Here is a 22803-nt window from a genome sequence, read left to right on the forward strand (position 1 = left end):
TAACAAAAATGCTTTACGATTCGAGCAACAATGATCGCTTAAGTCTCTCATAACGCTTTTTAATTTCCGAATCGATATTTCCCGCATCGCTGATAGCGACTACCCCTCCAGGACTTATGGCACGATCGGATAACACCTCGATATGAGAAAGCGAGCCTACTTTTTCAGATATAAATCCATGATCAGCAGGATTGACGCGCAAGGTGATTTTTGATGCGTCTTTGAGCTCTTCGATCAAATCACTCGAAAGTTTAGCCGCGATTTTAGAACTATGCTCGCCCGTTTCAATCCCGATAACCTCTTTGGCAATTTCCAGTGCGGTATGGGTAAGTTCTTTTTGGATTGACCCTAATGCACTTACGAACTCTGCAGCAGTATTTTCAAGAGTTTTGACCGACTGCGAAAGCTGATCATGCGATTGCGCGCTCTGCCCGGCATTCTGTGACTTCTCTTGTGCAATTCCGGCTATGACACCCTCGTCATACCCGGCTTTTTTGGCTTCATCCAGTGCAGCTGCATGTTCCTCCTGCATCGCTTCAAGGCGCATTTGCATTTTAATGACATTGGAACTCATTTCATCGGCTTTTTTCAGGAGCGATTCGATCAATGCATCTTTGGATGACGCGGCCGTATCCGTGCGTCGTTCTACTGCAGGTTCTTCTTCTCTTTGCATATTGTCAATTTCATGACTGGCTTCACCGATGCTCGCACCGGAGAGAGATGAAAGAATTTTAAACTGGTATTTGCTAATGGTATGGGCACTTTGAGTATTGTGCTGAATGACCACATCCATTTAGGCTACTCCACCATCTCTTCAGATTCGCCAAGCTGCAATACGCCCTGCTCGGCCAATGACTGAACTGCATCAACAATTTTACGCTGAGCACTTTCAACCTCTTTGACTTTGACCGCTCCGAGAAACTGCATCTCTTCGATGAAGGCATCTTTTGCCCGCTGAGACATATTGGCATAAAACTTCTCTTTAAGGTCATCCGCTGAACTTTTCAATGCCAGCATAAGATCATTTTTATCAACCGACTTGAGAATTTCACGGACACTGTTACCGTCAAGGTCAACAATATCTTCAAACGTAAACATCATCTCTTTAATCGATGCGGCAAGTTCTTGGTCAAGCTGCTCGATTTGCGACAAGGTCGATTTGGATGCTTTCGCACCCAAACGGTTGAAAACATCCGCAACTGCGCGCGGACCGCCGACTTCGACTTTATACGTCGCGAGTGCCTCAAGTTTGGATTCCAGTACCGCACTGACCCGTTTAATAATCGATGGTGAAATATCTCCTAATTTTGCCATACGCATCGCTACTTCGGCCCGCAGATCATCCGAAAAAATATAGAGAGTTTCTGCAGCCGCCGAGGGATCCATATGGGCCAGGATCAAGGCGATCGTCTGTGGATGCTCCGTCATAATAAAATCCGCCAACTGTTGCGGTTTGATTTTCGATAAATAAGCAAAGTTCTGCGTATTTTGCATCGTTTTGCTTAAGCGTTCCAACACTTTTTTGGCTTCGTCAGGCCCCAGCGCTTTATGCAAAATTTCCCGGGCGTATTCTAATCCTCCGGTATTGAGGTATTGATTCGATTGGACAATCGCATAAAACTCTTCCAATACTGCAGCACCGAGATTTTTTTCGATAGAGCGGTTATTCGCAATATATTTGGATATTTCGGTAATAGCTTCAACATTCATCCGTGAAAACACGGTGGCGGTAACATCTTCTCCCAGTTGGACTAAGAGAATTGCAACCTTTTGGGTCATTGTCATTTCATCGAAATTAGCTTGCTGGGACGGTGTTAAGTTCATATTCCCTCCTATCGCTTACTGATTTCACTGGGGACGCTCTCTTCATCGATCAATGTCTGAATCAAGGAGGCGATCTCTTCAGGGTGTTCTTCAGCTATTTCACGCACTTTTTCAAGCAGTACATCGTATTTAAGCTCATCTTCGTTGAAACTATCCCCAAGTCCAAGCTGATTTTCCACTTTTTTACGCATTTGCTGTACTTTTTCAACCAAATCTTCATCCTCATCGTCTGCGATTTCAAGATTCGGTTTTTCAAAAGCCTCTTCTTCGCGGCTGAATTCAAGCATACGCTCGGCAAAAGGAATAATAATCTTTTTATACGCAATAAACAAAATAATCGCAACAAAAATATATTTAAATACAGACGAAAACGGAGCCAAGTATTTATCGACAAATTCTGACGTTTTAGACGCCGCATCTTTAGGCTGCATTCCCGCTTTGGATGTTTGAAATTCAAAGTTTTTAATACTGACCAAATCGCCGCGCTGTTCATCCACACCGATCGACTGCTTCACTAACGCATCGATTGCCTGCAATTGCGTCTCATCCAAAGCAACATATTCAACCTCATCCGTCGGGATGCCTGCAGCATCTTTTTTCGGCTCATATTTACCGTCAACGACGACGGCGGCTGTCATCCGTTTAATGCGGGCGAACTCCATTTTGGTGGTTGAAACGGTCTTGGAAATTTCATAGTTGGTGGTTCCTGTCGTTTTCTCGTATTTCTCAGGCGTTCCGCCGCTTGCCAGACCCTCAACAGGACCGATATTGCTTACCGCGCCCGGAACACCGCCGACGGCGGCAGGGGATGCACCGTCACGCTTCTCTTCCGATGTCTGTTCACTTCGAACCACATTGTCAGGATCAAATTTTTCAGAGGTAGAACTTTGTTCCGAGAAATCATATTCAATGGTCACTTTAGCAACGATACGGTCTTTCCCTCCGATAAAAGGGGCTAGCACATTGACAATCTTCTCTTCTTGCTTTTTTTCTTCTTTGGTTTTGTACTGCTGCTGCATTGAAGAGAGTTCACCCATAGCCGCTGCAGCATCATCATCCCCCAGTGCTTCACCCTCTGAATTAATCAAAACGACGTTTTCCGGCGTTAATTTAGGGACAGCTGAGGCCACTAATTTTTTAATACCCCGAATTTGCTTGGATGAGAGTCGTCCGTCCGCATACAGCTGTACCATGACGGAAGCCGACGGAGGAACCGCTTCAGAGACGAAAAGCGTTTCTTTCGGCAAGGCAAGCGAGACGCTTGATTTTTCAACAGGGCCGAGTGAATCGATAGAACGGGCAAGTTCTCCCTCTAAAGCACGACGAAACTTAATCTCTTGGTCAAAGTTTGTCGCGCCGAATTCTTGCTTGTCAAAAAGCTCAAATCCGACATGACCCTCTTTGGGTATTCCCATTGAAGCTATCGTAATACGCTCTTTGTAAACAACATCTTTAGGAACTTCAATCACATTCTCACGTGGAATACGATACGGGATCTTGTCTTTTTCAAGCTGTTCGACAACCTTGGCAGCATCTTGGGCTGAAAGCTGGTCGAAAAGAACTTGATATCCGCTGCTGCTTCCGCTTCCGCCGCTGCCCTCAGAGGTATAGACAACCAAAAAAACTAAAAATGCGACGATCCCCGAAACGGCTGCACCAATAATGATCTTTTGTGCTTGGGTAAGCTTTCCGAAAAAAACAACAAGTTGCGAGAAAAGGGCCTTAAAATCCATTGTTACCTATTTTTATAATAAAGGATCGGTGAGTTCAAAAAATCGATCATTTTGAATCGATGTTCCGATTGTAACGCGAATCGCGTTCAATCCGTAACTGCTTAAATCACGTACAATCATACCCTTTTTTAAGAGTTCTTGCGCAATTTTTGATGAATTTTTTTCTTCAGGAAGCGATAAAGTGACGAAATTAGTATAACTTTGAATCACATCGATACCCTTTGCGCGTGCAAACTCCTCATAACGGCCCATTTCTTCAAAATTATGACGGATACATTCTTGAACAAAGGCCTCATCTTCAAGGGCAACCGATGCCGCTTCAAGAGAAAGTGTCGTTATATTAAACGGCGGACGGACTTTATACAGCGTTTTGATAATATGATCTTGCGCGATTCCGTATCCTACACGCATGCCTCCGAGTCCATAGGCTTTGGAAAATGTCCCCAGGAAAAGGACATTATTGAACTTAGCAATCAAATCGCACGGATCAACAGCATAAGCAGGATCTTTAAAACAGGCATATTCCATATAGGCGCCATCCACGATCACCAACGTATTGCTGTCTATTTTTTCGATAAATGCAACCATTTCGCTGGCTTTCAGCCCGTCGCCGGTAGGATTATTCGGTGTGCAGAGAAAAATTATAGAAGGTTTATGTTCTTGATAAAGGGCATAGAACTCTTCCATCTTGTGTTCTCGTGACGCAGTCCGAATAATTTCTGCCCCGACTTGTTTGGCATAGATCTCATACATGGCGAACGTGACACTGTTCATCAATACTTTGCTGCCCTCATGCGCTTTGGCATGGATCGCGAATTCGATTACCTGATCGCTTCCTGCTCCGATGATCAACTCGTTCGCTTGAATCTTGTATTTATCCGATAATGCCGTTTTGAGTTTGACCATTGAATCATCCGGATACAATGCCATATTGTCAATAATGGCACAAACAGCCTCTTTGACCTTGGGGGAACATCCGAACGGATTTTCATTACTGGCCAATTTGACGATTTGGTCTTTATCAATCCCGTACTCACGCACGACTAATTCGATCGGTTTTCCGGCTTCATAACTTTTAATATTCTCGAGTGCTGCATTAAAATTCATAATTCTCCCTTGACATAGCTTCCCAGCCATGTGACTTCATCGTGATGTTTTTGGATTAGCGTTTGGACTCTCGGTTCATCAATATGGCCGAAGAAATCGATAAAAAACCAGTATCCGAAACCGTCGTTATCCCGGGAAGGACGGCTTTCGATTTTGCTCAAATTGATATCCGCATTGTTGAAATCTTCCAAGAAGTGGACCAAAGCCCCTGCTTTTTGGGCATCTTTAAGACGGACGAGAATCGATGTTTTATCCTCTCCGCTCATTCCGTTTTTAAAATCGCTCAAAATGAAAAAGCGAGTCGCATTATTATGGGTATCTTCAATATTTTCAAACAGTGTCGGTACGCCGTAAAGCTTTGCGGCGATATGGGAACATATTGCCGCTGCCTGAGGATCTTTTGAAGCCAAAATAGCCGCTTTCGCCGTCGATTCGACCGGAATATGCTCAATCGTATTCAGCCCGTGCTCTTGTAAAAATTCACGGCACTGGCCGAATCCTTTGTCTTTGGAATAGATTCGTTTGATATCTTGAATTTTTTCCGATTTGGTTGCAAAAGCCATATGGATCGGCATATACAGCTCCGCCACGATTTTGACACTGCTTTTGCCTAATAAATCAAGAGTTTCACCCACGACGCCGTCGCGAGAGTTTTCGATAGGAACGACTCCGAATTTGGCACGGGATGCTTCGAGCGTTTTAAAGACCGCTTCAATAGAGCCCAGAGAAAGATAGTCGCTCATCGCTCCGAAACGGGACTCCGCCGCCTGATGGGTAAAGCTCCCTTCCGGCCCAAGATACGCTATCCGCTCCGGAAGTTCAAGGTTGCGCGCAACGGCAAAAATCTCTAGAAATACCGCCTCGATCGCTGCTGCATTGAGAAGTCCGCCTGAAGCTTTACTCAGCCCCGTCAAGCGGTCAATAATCGCTTTTTCACGTTCAGGACGATAGACAGCGCTCTTGCTCTCATGTTTAATCTCACCGACACGCCGGACGACTTCCATACGGCGATTTAAAAGGGCAACAACTTCATTGTCAATCTCATCAATACGTGCTCTGCACTCTTCTAGTGTATTCATAAACTCTCCAATATTGCTTGCATATCGGCATAAATTTCTGCCGGACGTTCCTGTACTTTCAAAGACGGAATGATCTCTTCGCTGCTGCGATATTTGCCGCTCAGCACAAATATCCCTTTCATCCCTAAAGCCTGTGCACCGATGATATCCCCTTTGACATCATCGCTGATGATCGTAATATCCCGAAAGCTTGCCCCTTCTTTTTGCGCAGACAAGCGTTGCAACGCCTCCGTAAAAAAAGGGAGGCTCGGCTTGCCGACCACCGTATAGGAAACCGACGTCGCAAATTCCAGCATCTTTAAGATTGCCCCGACTCCGGGATAACGCTTGTGATTTTTAACATACAATGTCGTTTCATGCATCCCTATGAGTTTGGCACCGCCTAAGAGGAATTCAATCATTTGAGAATATTCATCGGGAGAAAAGTCCTCTTTAATCGCGACTAAAACAACATCAGGCGTCACATACTCAAGCTGGTATCCCATAGCGGTTAAAACCCCTAAAAAAGGTTCAGAACCGTAGGCCGCAATTTTTTGATTTTTATCAATATGGCTTTCCAGCATCATCAGCGGATCCAAATAATGATCCCGGGGAATATTCAATCCGATGCTGTTCAGATAGTTCAAAAATTCATCACTAGGATTTTTGGTACTGTTCGTAATAACCATATACGGTATTTTATCTCGGTTCAGGTAATCGATAAAAGCGGTTGCACCACGGGTGGGAAGCTTCGTATTATCTTCAATCAAAGTCCCTTGAACATCGATAAAATACATTCGATTTTCCTACAGATAATCGCGTTCTAACGCGATAACGTCTTCAAAAGTCTCACGGCGCCGTATCAGCCGGTCTTTCCCGGATTCTATAGCGATCTCAGCAGAACGTCCCCGTGTATTGTAATTGCTCCCCATACCGAAGCCGTAAGCACCGGCACTGTGCACGACGAGCAAATCATTGTGTTCCATTGGAGGAAGCGGATAGTTTTTCGCTAAAAAATCACCGCTCTCACATACCGGGCCGACGACATCCGCAGCACTTTCATTACCGCTCTTGCCAAAAGCTTCGATACGGTGGTATGCCTTGTACAGACTCGGACGGATAAGATCGTTCATTGCCCCGTCCACCATGACAAAACGTTTTGTCCCATTGTTTTTTTCATACAGGACTTTTGTTAAAAAATATCCTGCATTGGCCGTCAAAAAGCGTCCGGGTTCACAAATGATCGTTACATCGATCCCTTTGAGTGCAGCCAAAATTGCCTGTGCGTAATCATAAGGTTCAATCGTTGTCTCGTCATCGTACCGGACACCTAACCCTCCGCCGATATCGAAAAATTTGAGTTCAATATCAATTGCTTCCAAAGAACGGAGCAAATCAGCGACAATGACCGCCGCTTCATAAATAGGCTCCAGTTCGGTAAGCTGGCTTCCGATGTGAAAATGTATACCTACAGGATCGAGATTTGGAGAGTTTTTTGCCTGAATATACATCCGTTTCGCTGTCATAATCTCAACCCCGAACTTATTATCATGAAGTCCGGTAGAGATATACGGGTGGGTTTTAGGATCAATATTCGGATTAACGCGTACACTGATACGGGCTTTAATATCCAATTCCCGCGCTATCATTTCAACACGAGAGAGTTCTGCTTCGCTCTCAACATTGATATAGAGGATATCACTGATCAATGCCTCACGTATTTCATCATCACGCTTGCCGACACCGCTAAAAAGTATCCGGTATTTTGGAACACCGGCCATCAAAGCACGACGTACTTCTCCGATGGAGACACAATCGGCACCGGAACCGAGTTCAGCAAACTGCTTTACAACACTGAGATTGGAGTTTGCTTTAACCGCATACGCCAAAATGGATTTACGTCCGCGAAACGCCTCTTTCAACGATTCGAACTGCGTACGCATCGCATCAAAATCATAAACGTACAACGGCGTTCCGTAGGTTTCTGCCAGAGCTTTAAAATCGATCACACATAATCCTCATTGATTAGTTTTGTCGCGATTTTACCCTAACTCTCCTTAGGGGATTTCCAAGCCGCCAAAACATCCCTCCGACGATGAGGATAATGGGGAGGATTATTCCGATCTCAGGAGAGAGCGTTTTATTGTTTGAGAGTTCTCCCAGCATAAAAAGTAGTCCCCAAACGATGAGTGTCGCTAAGATTGCACCGAAACTAAAGAATGACAAATTCAAAAATCTGCCGCTGAGCGGAGCATATGAGAAAAAAATCACCATCAACAATGGGGCAAACCATGGAGTGATGAACATACGATACATACCGCTCGTTATTTTTGCCACATCCACATTTTGGTTTTTCAATAACGTAAGCGCTTCGAATCCGTCGCCTATCGTAAAATTAACTTTTCCCTCATAAACCTGATCTAAAATTTTTGGCTTAAAATCCCGCAGCACTTTCATTTTTTCACGATCTTCGATCATGATCCCCGAAGTATTGAGATCAACCGATTCAGGAGGGCGGATCAAATGGGCTTTTTCAATATTCCAATATCCATCCCCATAGACGGCTTCCGTTGCGCTAAGAGCCTCATGCAAGTGCCCCTCTTTAAAGGTAAAAATACGGATATCTTCCGCCCGCTTACTCAGTGCATTAAGCTTACCGAAATAGATGTAATTTCCCTCATGCATAAAAAACAAGTTGCTCGTAGGACGAATAAATTCAGAGGTTTCACGGAGATTTTCAGAAAATTCGTTTGCACGGGCAAAATTGGTCGAATGCAGGGCTATATATACGATGATCAGTCCGCTGGCTACGCTCAAAAAAGGGACCATTATACGAATTTTGGAATATCCAAGGGCAAAATAGGCAACCAGGGCATTCGTTCTCACCAATTCTACCAAAGAGGCGATCATCGCGAATACCAATGAAATCGGAAGCATCATATCGATTGCATAAAAATATTTATACATAATATAGATCAATACGAGATTGGCTGAACTTGGCAGTTCTGCGGCATAATCCATCAGATCAAATCCGACCATAAAACTGCTTAGTGCGATTAAAATAATCGAAAAATAACGTAGATATATAAATGATAATGTATTAAAAGCGAGCATAAGAGCCTGTACTAAAAAAATTGAAGTTTATTGTATCCAATAAAGCCTGCAAACTTTACAGCCCTTTCATTGAACATTTTGCGGCAACATCACTGCAACTGCGGGTAAGAAGCATTTCAACGGCATCAGCCGATGCAGATATCAAACTGCCAAGCTTGCTTTGCTCTTCCGCGGTGAACGGATGTAAAACATAATCAGCAACCTGGGATTTATGTTCCGGTTTTCCGATTCCCATTCTAACCCGAATATAATTAGGTGAAATTGCGGCATCGGCAGATTTTAATCCGTTATGTCCGCCATGACCGCCCCCTTCTTTGAAGCGCAATGCACCGAACGGAAGGTCCAGATCATCATGGATGACAATAACATCATCGATTTTATAGAAATTTTTGACGGCTAGAATAGAACGGCCTGAGAGATTCATATACGTTAACGGCTTGAGAAGAAAGTGGCTCCCCATTTTAAACAACTCCCCTTCGAAGGAGCTCTTTGAAATGTTTTGTACACTATGACGGCGACAGAGTTCATCAATAACCATAAACCCGATATTATGACGGGTTTGTGCATATGCCGAGCCGGGGTTTCCCAGACCGACGATAAGCATACTTATTTCGCTTTAATGATACTAAGAACCGATACACGATCCGAATCAGTAAACGTTACATTTTCAACACGTGGAAGATCACGTACCAATACTGAATCTCCTAGATCAAGAGGAGCAACATCAACAACAACACTGGTTGGCAAGTTTTCAATCGCCGCTTTTACGCGAAGACGTTTTTTTGCAACAAACAACATACCTTTGTTTTTCAAACCGATAGGAGTTCCTACTGTTTGAACCGGAACATGATAGTGAGTGACAACACCCGGTTGTGCAACCATCAAATCAACGTGTAACAAATTCCCTGAAACCGGATGAGACTCATACCCTTGAACAACAAGGTTCATCTCGTTACCGCCTACGTTTACTGCGAATGCTACTGTTTCTTTGTTGCGAACCGTACGGATAAAGTCGTTCATTTTGAACGCAGCGTGAATATTTTCAAGCCCTTTTCCATAGATGTTGGCAATAAGATAACCATCACGGCGGTACGCTTTTGTTGAACGTTTGCCAATACTCTCTCTTACGATGCCTTCTAACATAATCATGTCCTTCTAAATAAAATGGGACGGATTATACTTAAATGTTGTTTAAAACATTATAAAGAAAAGCTACTCTTTGAGCCCGATATATTCATCTTCTTTAAACTCTTTCGGACCGTCATCAACGCCCAGCTTGTCTTTCTCGATTGTCGTACTCAATCCTTCCATGCGGAGTTTCAAATCCGACGGTGACGTCGCGAATGCCAATGCGTCCTCTCGGCTGATTCGGCCGGAAAGGTATAAATCCAAAATTCCCTGATCGAATGTTTGCGATTTATATAAGTCTTTCCCCTCAGCAATCGTATCGGGGATTTCGATATCGCGATTTTCGGCAATCAGCTGTTCAATCCTCGGTGTTCGAATTAAAATCTCCAATGCCGCGGTCCGTTTCCCATCAACGGTGGGAATAAGGCGCTGTGACAGAACCCCTTTCAATACTGAAGCGAGTGTCATCCGGACACGATTTTGCTCCGCTGTCGGGAAAACCGAGATAATACGGTTGACCGTCTCTTTCGCATCAAGCGTGTGGAGTGTAGAAAAAACCAAATGTCCGGTATCTGCCGCATGGAGCGCGATCTCGATCGTCTCCATATCCCGCATCTCACCCACCAGGATGATATCAGGGTCTTCACGCAATGCGGCACGAAGTGCTGAACCGAAACTGAGGGTATCCTGCCCGACACTCCGCTGATTGATAATACATTTCCGATCTTTATGAACAAACTCAATCGGATCTTCAATCGTAATGATATGTTTACGGCGATTCCAATTGATTTCGTTGATGAGTGCCGCCAATGTCGTCGATTTACCGCTTCCGGTAACCCCGGTAACCAGGACTAATCCACGTTCCATCGCAGCAAAACTGTGAACGACCTCAGGAAGAAGCAATTCATCAATGGTCAAGATTTTCACGGGAATAAGACGGAAAACCGCCGATATCCCTTCCATTTGGAAAAAGATATTGATACGAAAACGTGTATTTTCATCAAACGGGTAAACCAGGTCAAGCTCTTTTTTTTCGACCAATTCCGGAAAACGGGTACGCAAGAGCTCTTTAGCAAAAATCAAAGCATCATCTTTGGAGAGTATCTCTCCGGAAAGGGGAATGATATCCCCGTTCACACGAGCGCGTACGACGGCATTGGCTTTGATATGCAAGTCACTCCCGCCGGCATCGACCATTCGACGCAAATAACCTCGAATTTTTTTCAAGACCTCAAAATTCATCTCTCCCAAATCAGGCTGATGGACACTATTCCGAATAGAATCATTCATTGCTTACTCCAATTCACTCAAAATTTCAGTAAAAGCGATTTTGAATGCTTCAAGCCCTTCAAAAATCTGCTGTTCGATAACGGCATCCATCACAATGCCGGCATCCGAAACACGTTGTTGATGTTCACGAATGACCTCGGCACTCAAAGGGAGCTTCAATATTTTATCCCCGCCCTTTACAAATGCGTCAATAGTAGCGATCGGAGCGGTATTCACACTATTAGGTGCCAGTAGTTCATCAATATAATATGAAGCCCTCATTTCAGAGCCTTTGACTCCGGTACTGGCAAAGAGGACACGGCATTTTGGAACATGGAGCGCTTCAACATGATTGTAAATATCAGCCGCATTGAGTATCCCCATCAACCCGGTACGCACACCGGCAGCGCGAAGCGGTTCATCGATAGCACGGTCAATACGGCTGACAAATACGCTGATAACCGTATCGACACTTGACATGTGCGATGCTTTTTCAAACGCTTCCGCACATTTCAGTGCCTGCTCAACGGAAAAAATCAGGGTCGCATTGACCGCGATTCCCTGTGATGCGAGAGCTTCCATTGCAGCGTATCCGGCTTCTGTGGCAGGTACTTTGATCATTACGTTCGGACGGTTGATACGCTGATGAAGCCGTTTTCCCTCCGCAATCGTCGCCTCAGAATCATCACATAAAAACGGATCGACCTCAATACTTACATACCCGTCATCCCCTGCATTATAAAGGGGACGTAAAATATCAGCGGCTCTTTGTATATCAAAAATAGCCAGGGCTTCATATTTTTCTTTAGGGGATAGGTTTCCCAGCGTTGATAGCTGCTCTTTATACGCCGCAGAGGTCAGGATCGCATTTTTAAAAATGGCCGGATTAGAAGTCGCTCCGTTAATAATTCCTTTGGCTATGAGGTCTTGAAATTCCCCTTCCAAAAATGTTCGTTCAATAAAATCAGCCCATAGGGCAAACCGGGCTTCCGCAATATACATAATATCTCCGTCACAAAAAGTGTAACTATTATGCCAAAAAATAATTAAAAATAGATGTTGATTCCAACTTTATACCGATCTTCCCGATAATCTTGATGCACTGTTTCATAACTGAGCGCAAGCGCTCCGTTGGTGTTCCATTCCCATACATGAGAGATCATCATACGGCTGCGGTCGGCTCCGTCTAAATAAAAAACATTCCCGACCTCGATACGGCTTTTCATCCGATTTCCCCAGTTGATTCCGGCTCCCGTACTGAATCCTATTCCGACATCGGCATTGAAGCCGAGTCTTACCTCAGGCTCACTCAACAGATACCCAAACATCTGATCATCGCCGATCGAAGCCCCTGCTCCGATACGGGTTACAAAACTAAGTTGATCATGCCCGTAATCACGGTCCCATCCGCTCTTCATCCGCCACGAAAACGGCTTAAAAAAGTGGCTCACCGGAGGAAGGGATGCCAAGGAGAGAATCGTCAGTTTTTCCAAACTCACTTTCCCTTGGTCTATTCCGATCAGGGTATCCAGAAATTCGATCTGTGCCCCGCTAAGATGCCCGGTATCGTCTTCTGAAAGATCATGAAAGGCGGGACGCCATCCGACAAGCAGGGGGGAACGATTCTCGAACCACCCCTGTGCTACTTCTATCCGTGCAGAGTGATGGGCCGTATCAGGATTCGATTTAGCCTGAATAAAAATGGCTTCACCTTCACCCAGTGCGGCACGTTGCGCGAGAAGTTCATGGTACCGCACGGCATAGTCATCCTTCGTGATTTTCCCCTCAATATAATCATACTCCACCAATTCGGCCGCCGCTTCGAAAATATAGCGGCGCTCTTGATCGGAAAATGGCATGGGTTTGAATGTGTCCGCACGCATTTCACCTTTTCGAAGTGACTGAACGGCCTTAATCCCCGAAGGACTCAACTGCTGTTCATAGGACAATATTTTAGTTCGTTTGGAGGGACGGAAATGTTTTTCACCGACGGTCCCCTCTTCTTCAAAAGCGCGAACGGTTTCCGGAGGAATCACGTAATAGAAAAAATGATCCCTTAACCGGGCACTCGGCCGGGCAATTTCGGTAAGCCAAAGCATATGATAAGAGCAGTTCTCATCGAAAAAATAGTACCATGAATTAATATGCTGCAGTTCCCAGATATGGCGCACCATAGCCATGACCTCATCATGCGTAAGATTAAGATCATATTCCCAGACATCTCGTGACTCACTGTCTCGATATTCTTTAAGTTTTTCGTAATAGGGGAGCATCGAATAAAACCCGTAATATCCCCCGAACAATCCTTTATAGGCAAAGGTGATCCCATTGGTTTCATCCGTCTGAGCCGCGTAATTAATCGCATACGACATCAACTTCGATTCCATGGAGGAATCAATTCGTAAAAAAGTATGTCCGAACATGGAAGCGGGAGAGTTGATGTGGGCACTGGGGAAGACTAGGGTCACTTTTTGTGGATCCATTTTCGCGAGAAGCGTTTTATACTCCCGGCATTCTCCTTCGCCAAATGAGACATTCAATTCCTGTTCAAGCCATCCTCTTCGGGCCGGAAATCGACAAAATACACTGTTGTCACTACGGTTTGTATCCTCATTGAAATGGCGGATTGTACTTTCTATTTCGTCACCAAGATTATTTTTCCCGGTCGGTGCAAGAAAAAAATCATCGTCATCAATTTCACTCTCATTTTTTGGCGCATGCATCAGAAGATGCCAATAGCGGGTTTCGGAAAGTTTTAAAGAATGAGATTGCGCAATCAGTTCATCGGTCGAAGCTGCGTAGACCGCTAAACTCAATGCGCATAATAAAAAAATAATCGGCAACAAGAACCTTTTTTATCCCTCAGAGGAGACGATCTTTTAGGGCTGAATTACAAGTATAGGCAAAGAGAATCTACCCCTTTGCCGTTTACTAGGCTATAGTTAACCGGCGATAGTCGAAACGTTATCCAAAACGGTTGCCATATCCACTTTTTCACTCGTATAGATTGCATTGTAATTTGCTTGCAATGCGGAAGCGAAAGCCGCTTTATCTTGTACATTCAAAAGCTCTGCCAAGGTTGAAACACTCTCGCCCTGTCCAATCGCGATCTCACGTGAAAGCTGATCCATATTGGAAGCAACAAACTCTGCCGCACGCTCATTCATTACGAATTTCGCTTTTTTACATCCTGAAGTTCCGGATGTCACACCAAACGTTTGATTCCCTAATGTACCGTTAGTTGTTGCTTGAAGTGCTAACATAATGGCAGAACTGTCGTCTTTGATAATTTGTGATCCGAGACCACACCCCGTTTGATTATTAACGGTTGCAAATCCTGCCGTGCTTAGTGCTGCTACGGCAACCATACTGATGAGAACTTTTTTCATTAAAACCCCTTTTTTCATAAGAATTAACGGAGAGTATAAGCCAATAAAACTTAATTTTAAATTTCAAAGCGTCTAAATCCAGTTAAATTAGAAAAATAGAGGCTTTAATTTAGATCCGGATCTTTCCAATATTTCGTCCCCTGAATCGTTGCCTGAAGGGCCAAGCCGTTTTGCGTCAGTTTATAGAGCCGAATTCCGGGTGCAACAGTGATCGCCGCATTCAGCGCCCCGCCTTCTTTTCCTGCTTTGGCAGCTGCATCCGCTTGGGCATTTGCTTCCCATCCTTTTTCTACGAAATCATCAAACACTTTTTTATTTTCAAAAAGAAAAATTGCCCGAAAATCTTTAACCCCTAAGCCGAATCCGACCCCTCCGGAAGCCATATTCATATAAATATTTTGCCCGGTACTATTGTTATGTGCCACACCTGTCCCCCCTTCAGCGGACAAAAGGACAAGATTAACTCCTACATTGCTAAATACCGCATAACCATAGGAATTTTGCACCATTTGCTTCGCTTCCGGGGCGTGTTTATAAAGTATTTGCAAACTTGCATCGCGCATACTAAGACGCTCATTTCGTTTTTCATCATTGCTCTGACCGCTCCAAAAACCTGAAAGGCCGATAATAAGGACTGCTGCCAACATCATTTTGGCAAAGTTTTTTACCAACATTTTTCAACTCCTTTTACCTAATAAAATTACTTTTTTTAGTATATCCAAGTAAGCTGTTTTTCTCTTTATCAATGATGCGGCCCGTAATTTAGATAAGATTTCTTCCGCCCCATGAGGGTTCATGTTTCAATGCAGCATTTAGACGCATTAAAAAATAATCTCTCGTCACTTCCACGGCACCGAGACTTTTAAGATGGCGCGTCGGCACCTGACAATCAATAAAGTCGAATTCCCACTCTTTCAGCTTAACCACCAGTTCCGCGAAAGCTACTTTGGAGGCATCGGAAACTTTGGCAAACATTGATTCGCCGCAAAATACCCCTCCTACACACACACCGTAAAGGCCGCCGACCAAAATACCGTTTTGGAATGCTTCAACACTGTGCGCATACCCAAGGGCATGAAGGACTTCATACGCTTCAACCATCTCCGGTACGATCCAGCTCCCTTTCTGTCCAGGACGCGGAGCGATACCGCATTCGCGTATCACCTCAGAAAAAGCCGTGTCAAAACGAATGTCAAAATAAGGAATTTTTTTACGCAGCGACCGGTGCAGATGAAACGCATCCAACTCTAAAATCAGCCGTGGGTCTGGTGACCACCACAAAATAGGATCACCGGCACTGTACCATGGAAATATTCCTAACCGGTATGCCATCATCAGCCGTGAGGGAGAGAGATCCCCCCCATACGCAACGATACCCTCAGCCGAAGCGTATGCAGGGTTAGGGAAGCTGAGATGATGCGTGAGCTTGGGAATCATTAAGCATATTCAAAAATCAATTGATCGGTATAATCAACCGATACTTTCCCCCCACTGACCAAACGCCCAAAAAGCATCTCATCGACCAGAGGGTCTTTGATTTTATCCGAGATGACACGTGCGAGAGGACGTGCACCCATCGCCTTGTCGTAACCGGCTTTGGCAATATAGGCTTTTGCTTTATCACTCAAAGAAACTGTCACTTTTTTCGATTTCATCTGTACATTGAGTTCGCGGATAAATTTCTCTACGATATTTTCGACGACATTCATCGGCAATGGACCGAATTCAACAACCGCGTCAAGGCGATTTCGGAACTCCGGGCTGAAAAACGAGTTCATTGCTTCGTGACGCGAGATCGAACTGTCCGCATTAAATCCCATCACCGTCCGCTCACTGGCTCCGATATTGGAGGTCATTACCAATACGACATTGGAAAAGTTGGCTTTAAAGCCCGTATTGTCCGTTAATGTTGCACTGTCCATTACCTGTAAAAGGACATTGATCAAATCAGGGTGAGCTTTTTCAATCTCATCGAGCAGCAGTACCATATACGGATGTTTGCGCACCGTTTCAACCAACAATCCCCCCTGTTCAAATCCGACATATCCCGGAGGTGCACCGATCAGTCGGCTGAGCGCATGTTTTTCCATGTATTCAGACATATCAAACCGCTCGAAATAAATCCCTAACTCACCTGCCAACGATTTTGCCAATTCGGTTTTTCCGACCCCTGTCGGACCGGAAAAAAGAAACGATGCAATCGGCTTATGGGGAGCGCTCATTCCGGCATATGAACGTTTGATCGATTTGACCACTTGGATCACGGCATGATCTTGTCCGATTACGAGAGCTTTAAGATCCGATTCGAGCGAAGAGAGTTTTTCACGTACATCCTCACCCATCTTCGTCATCGGTATTCCCGTCATTTTTGAGATGATCGCTTCAATATCCAGAGGGGTGATGGTGGTACGCTTGTGCTTTTTAAGATGAAACGAAGCACCCGCTTCATCGATCAGATCAATCGCGACATCGGGTAAAAAACGATCGGTAATGTATTTTTTGGAGAGCTCAACCGCTGAACGCAGCGCCTTATCGGTATATTTGACTCCGTGATGTTTTTCATAGCGTTCACGAAGCCCTTTGAGGATTAAAAAACTCTCTTCATCCGAAGGTTCTCCCACTTCGATACGGGCAAAACGGCGGCTGAGTGCGCGATCTTTTTCGAAAACGCTTCGGTATTCCGCATGGGTTGTGGCTCCCATACATTTCAATGCACCGGAAGCAAGAGCAGGCTTGAGCTGATTAGACGCGTCCATACTCCCCCCGCCGACAGCTCCGGCACCCACAATCGTGTGAATCTCATCGATAAATAAAATGGCATTCGGGTGTTCTGCAGCTTCATCCATCACCGCTTTGAGCCTTTTCTCAAAATCGCCGCGGTATTTGGTTCCCGCCAGCATCGCCCCTAAATCGAGGGCAAAAATCTCGGCATCTTCTAAGAGTTTAGGGACATCTCCGGAGAGAATCCGCAACGCCAGCCCCTCGGCTATCGCTGTTTTTCCGACACCGGGTTCACCGATCAGAAGCGGATTGTTTTTCTTGCGGCGGCACAGAGTTTGAATGGCTCGTTCGATCTCATTAACCCGTCCGATGACCGGATCAATCTTTCCGTTGCGGGCTTGATCAATCAAATTGATGGAATATTTTTGCAGTGCCCCTTCATTTTGGGACTCATCTTGCGCTGTATAGGTATCACGATGTGAAATCGCTTCGAGCACGTCGACACGGCTGATCCCGTATTCCTCAAGCAGCATACATGCATAGGTGTGATGCTCTTCATAAACCGCCGCGATAAGATCTCCCACATCCGCATACTCTTTTTGAGCACTTCGAACATGATGCATCATCCCGTCGATCATACGCGCCAAAGCTACCGTCTCAAACGGGTCTTGTTCTGCATCATCCGGCAGCGGTTCCATGGTTTGCATCAAGTATGCCCCCAATGCTTCGCGAATAAGCTCCACATCCGCACCGCAAGACTTGATGATTGCCTCACCGTCGGGTGAGTTGAGCAACGCTAACATAACGTGTTCAATGGTTAGATATTCATGACGCTGATGCCTCGCAAATGCAATCGCTTTTTGAAAAATTGCATTCAGTTCTGTACTTACCATGGTTATGCTTCCTCCATTATCGCTTTAAGGGGAAATCCGTTTTCTCGTGCCAGTGTCCCCACTTGATGTACTTTCGTTTCGGCAACTTCATACGGATAAACTCCGCATAAACCACGCCCTTTTTGATGTACTTCAATCATAATTGCATGGGCATCCTGAAAATTCTTCCGGAATAATTTCATCAAAATTTCGACGACAAAATCCATTGACGTGTAATCATCATTGAGCAAAAAGACATTATACTGTTTTGGATGTTCCACCAAAAGATCTAACTGTGTCGAGTGTTCGTGTTTTGTAGCCATTCGCAACTATACCTTATCTTTTTAAAGGTTTGCCGCGTTTATGAAATCAGCAACAATGGCTTCAGCACTTTCCAAGCCAATCGAAATGCGGATAAGTCCCGGTGTGATTCCCAAAAACTCGCGGGTAGCATCATCAAAATCACGATAAATGGTTGAAGCCATGTGCAATCCGAGAGTACGGCTATCGCCGATATTCGCGGTAATCGTGATCAAATGGGAACGGTTTAAAAACTCAAAGGCGCGTTCTTTACTCCCCATATCAATGGTCAGCAGTGTCCCGCATCCATTCGAAAATTGGCTGGTATAGCGCTCATGATGCGGATGATGCGCTAAACACGGGTGATTCACCGTAAGTCCTTTGGCATTCAACGCATGAGCAACCGTCTCAACACTCGTAACGATACGATCCATGCGAAGCGGCAGCGTCTCCAACCCTAACATCGTCAGATAGCTTCCAAATCCGTTAGCCGACATTCCGAAATCACGTAATGCCCGTTTTTTGGCATTCGCTATCAGTGCCATAGGCCCCATCTTTTTGATGAATGGGTGCAGATCACGATAACGCTCAGTTTTAAACTTATCTTCACCCTCAGCTATGGCTCTGAAAATGACGGCACCGCCCAGTGCCGATGCATTTCCTGTAATAATTTTGGTCGTTGAATAGACGACGATATCGGCACCCAAGGCTATCGGGGCAACGCTCAGCGGTGTAATCGTATTGTCCACCATCAAGACAACCCCGTAACGGTTGGCAATCTCAGCAATTTTCGAAATATCAGGAAGTCGCATATTCGGATTGCCGACACTTTCCAAAAAGATGATTTTGGTAGCCGTATTGATCGCTTGTTCGATATCTTCCAACGCATCCACATCAAAAAAGTGGGTCGTGATCCCAAAGCGTACCAGTGTCTCTGTAAAATACGAATAAGTTCCTCCGAAAAGGCCGCCGATACTGATAATCTCATCCCCTGCTCTCAAAAGGCTTAAGGTGGCCATTGCCGTTGCCCCCATACCTGAGGACGCCGCAACGGCACCGATTCCGCCATCCATAGAAGCTAAAATCTGTTCCAGCTGAGCTGATGTCGGATTACCGACACGGGCATAAAGCGGCTTTTTCACCGACCCATCAAATATTCCTTCGCCTGTTTCGCTGCTTCCATATCCAAACGATGCCGAATTGACCATGACCGGACTAACCGGCCCCTCTTTTTTCCCAACTTGCTGAACGATACGTGTTGTAAACTCTTCAAAGCGATTCATCATCAAACCTATATTAAAATTGGACAATTATAACCAAAAAGGGTATCTCCTTGTCTAAACGAATTTTCGTAAGTGCCACCAACACCAATATCGGCAAAACCTATACCTCCACACTTCTGGTCGGTGCATTAAGCCGTATGGGGCTCCGGGTAGGTGTCTACAAACCGATCGAAACCGGGGTGACCGCCATTGCGCCGGATGGAAACACCCTTTTTCAAGCCGCATTATCGTTTAATCCGGAACTCGCCTCATTAACACTAAACGACATAGTCACCCTTCAACTTCCCTTGCCGGCGGCACCTTTTATCGCCAATGAAGGGAAAAAAATAGATTTGAGTTTCTTTGATGCGGCATTAGCAAAAATCGAAGCTTTGTGTGATGTTGTCATTATTGAAGGAGCCGGCGGGTTAATGGTTCCGATCGATGATGATAGGATGATGATCGATCTGCCGCGACATTTCCATGCCGTAACGTTATTAGTCACCCACTGTAATCTTGGATGTATTAACGACACCCTATTGAGTATCAATGCACTTGAAACTGCTGCATTACCGTATGTATGGGGTCTGAATTGCCGATCAGAGGACACAGACTTCGAGATCGTCTCTCTTCCTTATTTTAACCATCGATTTGAAAACATCTACCGAATTGAGAAAGATATTGATGCCATAGCCAAAGCACTTTTAGATACAATTTCATCAACTAATGAGGAGAGACTATGCAACACCTGATTCGAACGGATGATTTTACGACGGAGCAAATTCTACAGGTATTGCAGGATGCTGAACATTATCTCCAGGGTCAATTCGATCCTATTCTCAAAGAAAAAATCATTATTACTCTCTTTTTTGAAAACTCAACCCGAACCAAAAGTTCTTTTGAGATCGCATCAAAACGTCTAGGTGCCGAGGTGGTTCATCTTGATGTCCAGAAAAGCTCTACGCAAAAGGGGGAAAGTCTTGTCGATACCGCCGCCAATCTCGATGCAATGGGGCCGCATGCCATGATCGTCCGTCACGCCCACGCAGGGGTTCCGAATATCCTGGCTGAACATACGAATGCTTCCATCATCAATGCGGGAGACGGTGCCCATGCCCACCCTACACAAGCATTACTGGATCTCTTTACTCTCAGCCGACACTTCAAAAATGTAAAAGGCAAAAAAATCGCAATCGTAGGGGACATCAAAAATTCCCGTGTGGCCAACAGCAATATCGAACTTCTTACCCGTTTTGGCATGGATATCACACTTGTAGCGCCTCCACACTTTCTCCCTGACAGCAATCTCAAAACGACCCATAACCTCCACGACGTTATAGACAATGTCGATGCGATTATGAGCCTTCGTACCCAAACCGAACGCCATTCGCATCAAACCTACGGTTCCCTGAAAGATTACGCCAGTGATTTTTGTATTACGCAAGAGCTTGTCGGAGACCGAGATTTGATTCTTCTTCATCCCGGCCCGGTACATCGTAATATAGATATTGACGATACCATGCTCAAAGATCCGCGATGCAAAGTCTTAGAACAGGTGCGTAACGGTGTTGCGATCCGCATGGCAGTCCTTAAAGCTCTTATCGCCTGATGTATGATCAATTCAGTGAACTCGTATCGTCCGGGATTCCCTGTTTTTTTTATACCGATTTTCAAGGAGAAAGACTCATCTGCATCCGTATAAGCGAGCTGATTGAGTCTGACATCGAATTTGCCTTTCAAAGCACTCCGAGTACGGTAAATTTGCCCCATAAACCGATTTTCAATCCTATTCCGCCCGAGTTATACCGTCAAAAATTTGATGCGGTTCAAGAGCATATTCGAAACGGCAACACCTATTTGCTTAATCTGACACAGCAAACCGCGATTGAAAGCGATTATACGCTCAGGCAAATTTATGCAATGGCGCATGCCCCATACAAACTCCGCGTCAGAAATGAGTTTGTATGCTTCTCCCCTGAGCCCTTTATAAGCATTGAAGAGAATACTATCAATGCCTATCCGATGAAAGGGACGATAGATGCATCTTTACCCAATGCTATTGAAACGATCATGAATGATCCGAAAGAGCTTGCAGAACATACAATGATCGTCGACCTCCTCAGGAATGATTTAGGGATCATAGCCAAAGATATCCGTGTTGAAGAATTCCGATATCTCTCAACCATAGAAACAGGAAATAAACGCCTGCATCAAGTCAGTTCCCATATCAGCGGAACACTACCGCAGGATTGGAGAGATGATGCAGGCAATCTGCTTCGACAACTTTTACCGGCTGGAAGTATCAGCGGCACTCCAAAAAGAAAAACAGTAGAAATCATTCAAGAGGTAGAAGGATATGACCGCGGGTATTTTACCGGCGTATTCGGCCATTTTGACGGGAGAAACCTCTATAGCGCCGTAGCCATACGATTTATCGAAAATGATGCAGGAAAACTGACCTATAAAAGCGGAGGCGGTATTACAGCTGACAGCGATTGGGAAAGTGAATATAGCGAAATGATCGACAAAGTCTATATTCCCTAACGAACGGTCACTTGAGGCTTTATTTTAATGACCGTTTTTGCCCCTATCCCTTTGACATTCACCAGTTCATCCACACTTCTAAATCCGTTATGTGCTTTACGATATTTGATGATTTCCTGCGCCTTGGTAGGACCGATCCCGTACAAACGTTGCAATTGGGCCGAATTTGCCTTATTAATATTGATGGCCCCTATTGCAAACGAAAAAAAGAGAGAAAGAAGCATTAATAACTTAACCATATCTAACCTTTTAAATGAAATATTAGTTAAATTGTAGCTTGAATCACCGTGAGTGTCAAATAGATGAATTAAAAACTTGTTGAAATTGATAAATAAAAAGCTGTAAGAGGGATACCAAGAGGTTGTTATGGAAAAGTAAAATTGGATTGGGATTTGAATTAAAAGATTGATTGTGAAAAGAAGGAAGAGGTAATAAATCTGAGGCCAGGCGGCGACCTACGTTTCCACACCTGAAAGATGCAG

General features: G+C 44.8%; 24 protein-coding genes. 3 read left to right on the forward strand and 21 right to left on the reverse strand.

Going from position 1 to position 22803, the window contains the following annotated elements:
• Positions 1–13: 13 nt before the first annotated feature.
• The 19 genes from fliH to WAO38_RS12360 form a co-directional block, all read right to left on the reverse strand.
• A complete protein-coding gene (gene fliH, locus WAO38_RS12270; protein WP_422237508.1) occupies positions 14–793 on the reverse strand; it encodes a flagellar assembly protein FliH in 780 nt (259 codons plus the stop codon).
• Between the two features lie 5 nt (positions 794–798).
• Positions 799–1824 (reverse strand): flagellar motor switch protein FliG, encoded by a 1026-nt coding sequence (fliG, locus tag WAO38_RS12275; protein ID WP_422237510.1) that lies wholly within the window; start codon positions 1822–1824, stop codon positions 799–801.
• A gap of 8 nt (positions 1825–1832) precedes the next feature.
• Positions 1833–3557 (reverse strand): flagellar basal-body MS-ring/collar protein FliF, encoded by a 1725-nt coding sequence (fliF, locus tag WAO38_RS12280; RefSeq protein ID WP_422237512.1) that lies wholly within the window; start codon positions 3555–3557, stop codon positions 1833–1835.
• Between the two features lie 12 nt (positions 3558–3569).
• On the reverse strand, positions 3570–4664 hold the full coding sequence (gene hisC / locus WAO38_RS12285; RefSeq protein ID WP_422237514.1) for a histidinol-phosphate transaminase: 1095 nt from the start codon (positions 4662–4664) through the stop codon (positions 3570–3572).
• Complete coding sequence (gene pheA / locus WAO38_RS12290; RefSeq protein WP_422237515.1) at positions 4661–5743, reverse strand: prephenate dehydratase; 1083 nt, start codon at positions 5741–5743, stop codon at positions 4661–4663. Before pheA ends, hisC begins: the two co-directional genes overlap by 4 nt.
• The gene (locus tag WAO38_RS12295; protein WP_422237517.1) at positions 5740–6519 is read right to left on the reverse strand and encodes an HAD-IIA family hydrolase; all 780 of its coding nucleotides are present in this window, start codon (positions 6517–6519) and stop codon (positions 5740–5742) included. The genes pheA and WAO38_RS12295 overlap by 4 nt, the downstream gene beginning before the upstream one ends.
• A gap of 9 nt (positions 6520–6528) precedes the next feature.
• Complete coding sequence (gene lysA / locus WAO38_RS12300; RefSeq protein ID WP_422237519.1) at positions 6529–7731, reverse strand: diaminopimelate decarboxylase; 1203 nt, start codon at positions 7729–7731, stop codon at positions 6529–6531.
• Positions 7732–7747: 16 nt separating this feature from the next.
• Entirely contained in the window at positions 7748–8836 is a 1089-nt protein-coding gene (locus tag WAO38_RS12305) for an LptF/LptG family permease (protein WP_422237521.1), read from the reverse strand.
• A 55-nt stretch (positions 8837–8891) separates the two neighbouring features.
• On the reverse strand, positions 8892–9440 hold the full coding sequence (gene pth, locus WAO38_RS12310) for an aminoacyl-tRNA hydrolase (RefSeq protein WP_422237523.1): 549 nt from the start codon (positions 9438–9440) through the stop codon (positions 8892–8894).
• Positions 9441–9442: 2 nt separating this feature from the next.
• Positions 9443–9979 carry a 50S ribosomal protein L25/general stress protein Ctc gene (locus WAO38_RS12315; RefSeq protein ID WP_422237525.1) on the reverse strand — a complete coding sequence of 179 codons (537 nt, stop codon included), beginning with the start codon at positions 9977–9979 and terminating at the stop codon, positions 9443–9445.
• A 69-nt stretch (positions 9980–10048) separates the two neighbouring features.
• Positions 10049–11254 carry a type IV pilus twitching motility protein PilT gene (locus WAO38_RS12320; RefSeq protein ID WP_422237527.1) on the reverse strand — a complete coding sequence of 402 codons (1206 nt, stop codon included), beginning with the start codon at positions 11252–11254 and terminating at the stop codon, positions 10049–10051.
• Between the two features lie 3 nt (positions 11255–11257).
• Entirely contained in the window at positions 11258–12235 is a 978-nt protein-coding gene (locus tag WAO38_RS12325) for a transaldolase (RefSeq protein WP_422237529.1), read from the reverse strand.
• Positions 12236–12279: 44 nt separating this feature from the next.
• A complete protein-coding gene (locus tag WAO38_RS12330; RefSeq protein WP_422237531.1) occupies positions 12280–14079 on the reverse strand; it encodes a DUF4105 domain-containing protein in 1800 nt (599 codons plus the stop codon).
• A 96-nt stretch (positions 14080–14175) separates the two neighbouring features.
• Complete coding sequence (locus tag WAO38_RS12335; RefSeq protein ID WP_422237533.1) at positions 14176–14622, reverse strand: DUF3015 family protein; 447 nt, start codon at positions 14620–14622, stop codon at positions 14176–14178.
• Between the two features lie 104 nt (positions 14623–14726).
• The gene (locus WAO38_RS12340) at positions 14727–15296 is read right to left on the reverse strand and encodes a hypothetical protein (protein ID WP_422237535.1); all 570 of its coding nucleotides are present in this window, start codon (positions 15294–15296) and stop codon (positions 14727–14729) included.
• 88 nt (positions 15297–15384) lie between these two features.
• Positions 15385–16059, reverse strand: a complete 675-nt coding sequence (gene aat / locus WAO38_RS12345; RefSeq protein WP_422237537.1) for a leucyl/phenylalanyl-tRNA--protein transferase — start codon at positions 16057–16059, stop codon at positions 15385–15387.
• Positions 16059–18236 (reverse strand): ATP-dependent Clp protease ATP-binding subunit ClpA, encoded by a 2178-nt coding sequence (clpA, locus tag WAO38_RS12350; protein WP_422237539.1) that lies wholly within the window; start codon positions 18234–18236, stop codon positions 16059–16061. The genes aat and clpA overlap by 1 nt, the downstream gene beginning before the upstream one ends.
• Before the next feature lie 2 nt (positions 18237–18238).
• Positions 18239–18538: an ATP-dependent Clp protease adaptor ClpS gene (locus WAO38_RS12355; protein WP_422237541.1), complete on the reverse strand. Its 300-nt coding sequence runs from the start codon at positions 18536–18538 to the stop codon at positions 18239–18241.
• Positions 18539–18559: 21 nt separating this feature from the next.
• Positions 18560–19801 carry an aminotransferase class I/II-fold pyridoxal phosphate-dependent enzyme gene (locus WAO38_RS12360; protein WP_422237543.1) on the reverse strand — a complete coding sequence of 414 codons (1242 nt, stop codon included), beginning with the start codon at positions 19799–19801 and terminating at the stop codon, positions 18560–18562.
• 47 nt (positions 19802–19848) lie between these two features.
• Here WAO38_RS12360 and bioD point away from each other — a divergent pair, with 47 nt between their 5' ends.
• From bioD to WAO38_RS12375, 3 genes are read left to right on the forward strand one after another with little or no spacing between them, the layout of a single operon-like run.
• The gene (bioD, locus tag WAO38_RS12365) at positions 19849–20529 is read left to right on the forward strand and encodes a dethiobiotin synthase (RefSeq protein ID WP_422237545.1); all 681 of its coding nucleotides are present in this window, start codon (positions 19849–19851) and stop codon (positions 20527–20529) included.
• Entirely contained in the window at positions 20517–21386 is an 870-nt protein-coding gene (locus WAO38_RS12370) for an aspartate carbamoyltransferase catalytic subunit (protein WP_422237547.1), read from the forward strand. Before bioD ends, WAO38_RS12370 begins: the two co-directional genes overlap by 13 nt.
• On the forward strand, positions 21386–22321 hold the full coding sequence (locus WAO38_RS12375) for an aminodeoxychorismate synthase component I (RefSeq protein ID WP_422237549.1): 936 nt from the start codon (positions 21386–21388) through the stop codon (positions 22319–22321). Before WAO38_RS12370 ends, WAO38_RS12375 begins: the two co-directional genes overlap by 1 nt.
• Here the strand turns inward: WAO38_RS12375 and WAO38_RS12380 are convergent.
• Both WAO38_RS12380 and WAO38_RS12385 read right to left on the reverse strand, forming a co-directional pair.
• Positions 22318–22560 carry a ComEA family DNA-binding protein gene (locus WAO38_RS12380; RefSeq protein ID WP_422237551.1) on the reverse strand — a complete coding sequence of 81 codons (243 nt, stop codon included), beginning with the start codon at positions 22558–22560 and terminating at the stop codon, positions 22318–22320. The two genes, WAO38_RS12375 and WAO38_RS12380, sit on opposite strands and share 4 nt — an antisense overlap.
• Before the next feature lie 55 nt (positions 22561–22615).
• A partial coding sequence (locus WAO38_RS12385) for a hypothetical protein (RefSeq protein WP_422237553.1) occupies positions 22616–22803 on the reverse strand: 188 nt, incomplete at its 5' end.

Origin of the sequence: Sulfuricurvum sp., assembly GCF_049277495.1 — a bacterium.
GTDB lineage: Bacteria > Campylobacterota > Campylobacteria > Campylobacterales > Sulfurimonadaceae > Sulfuricurvum.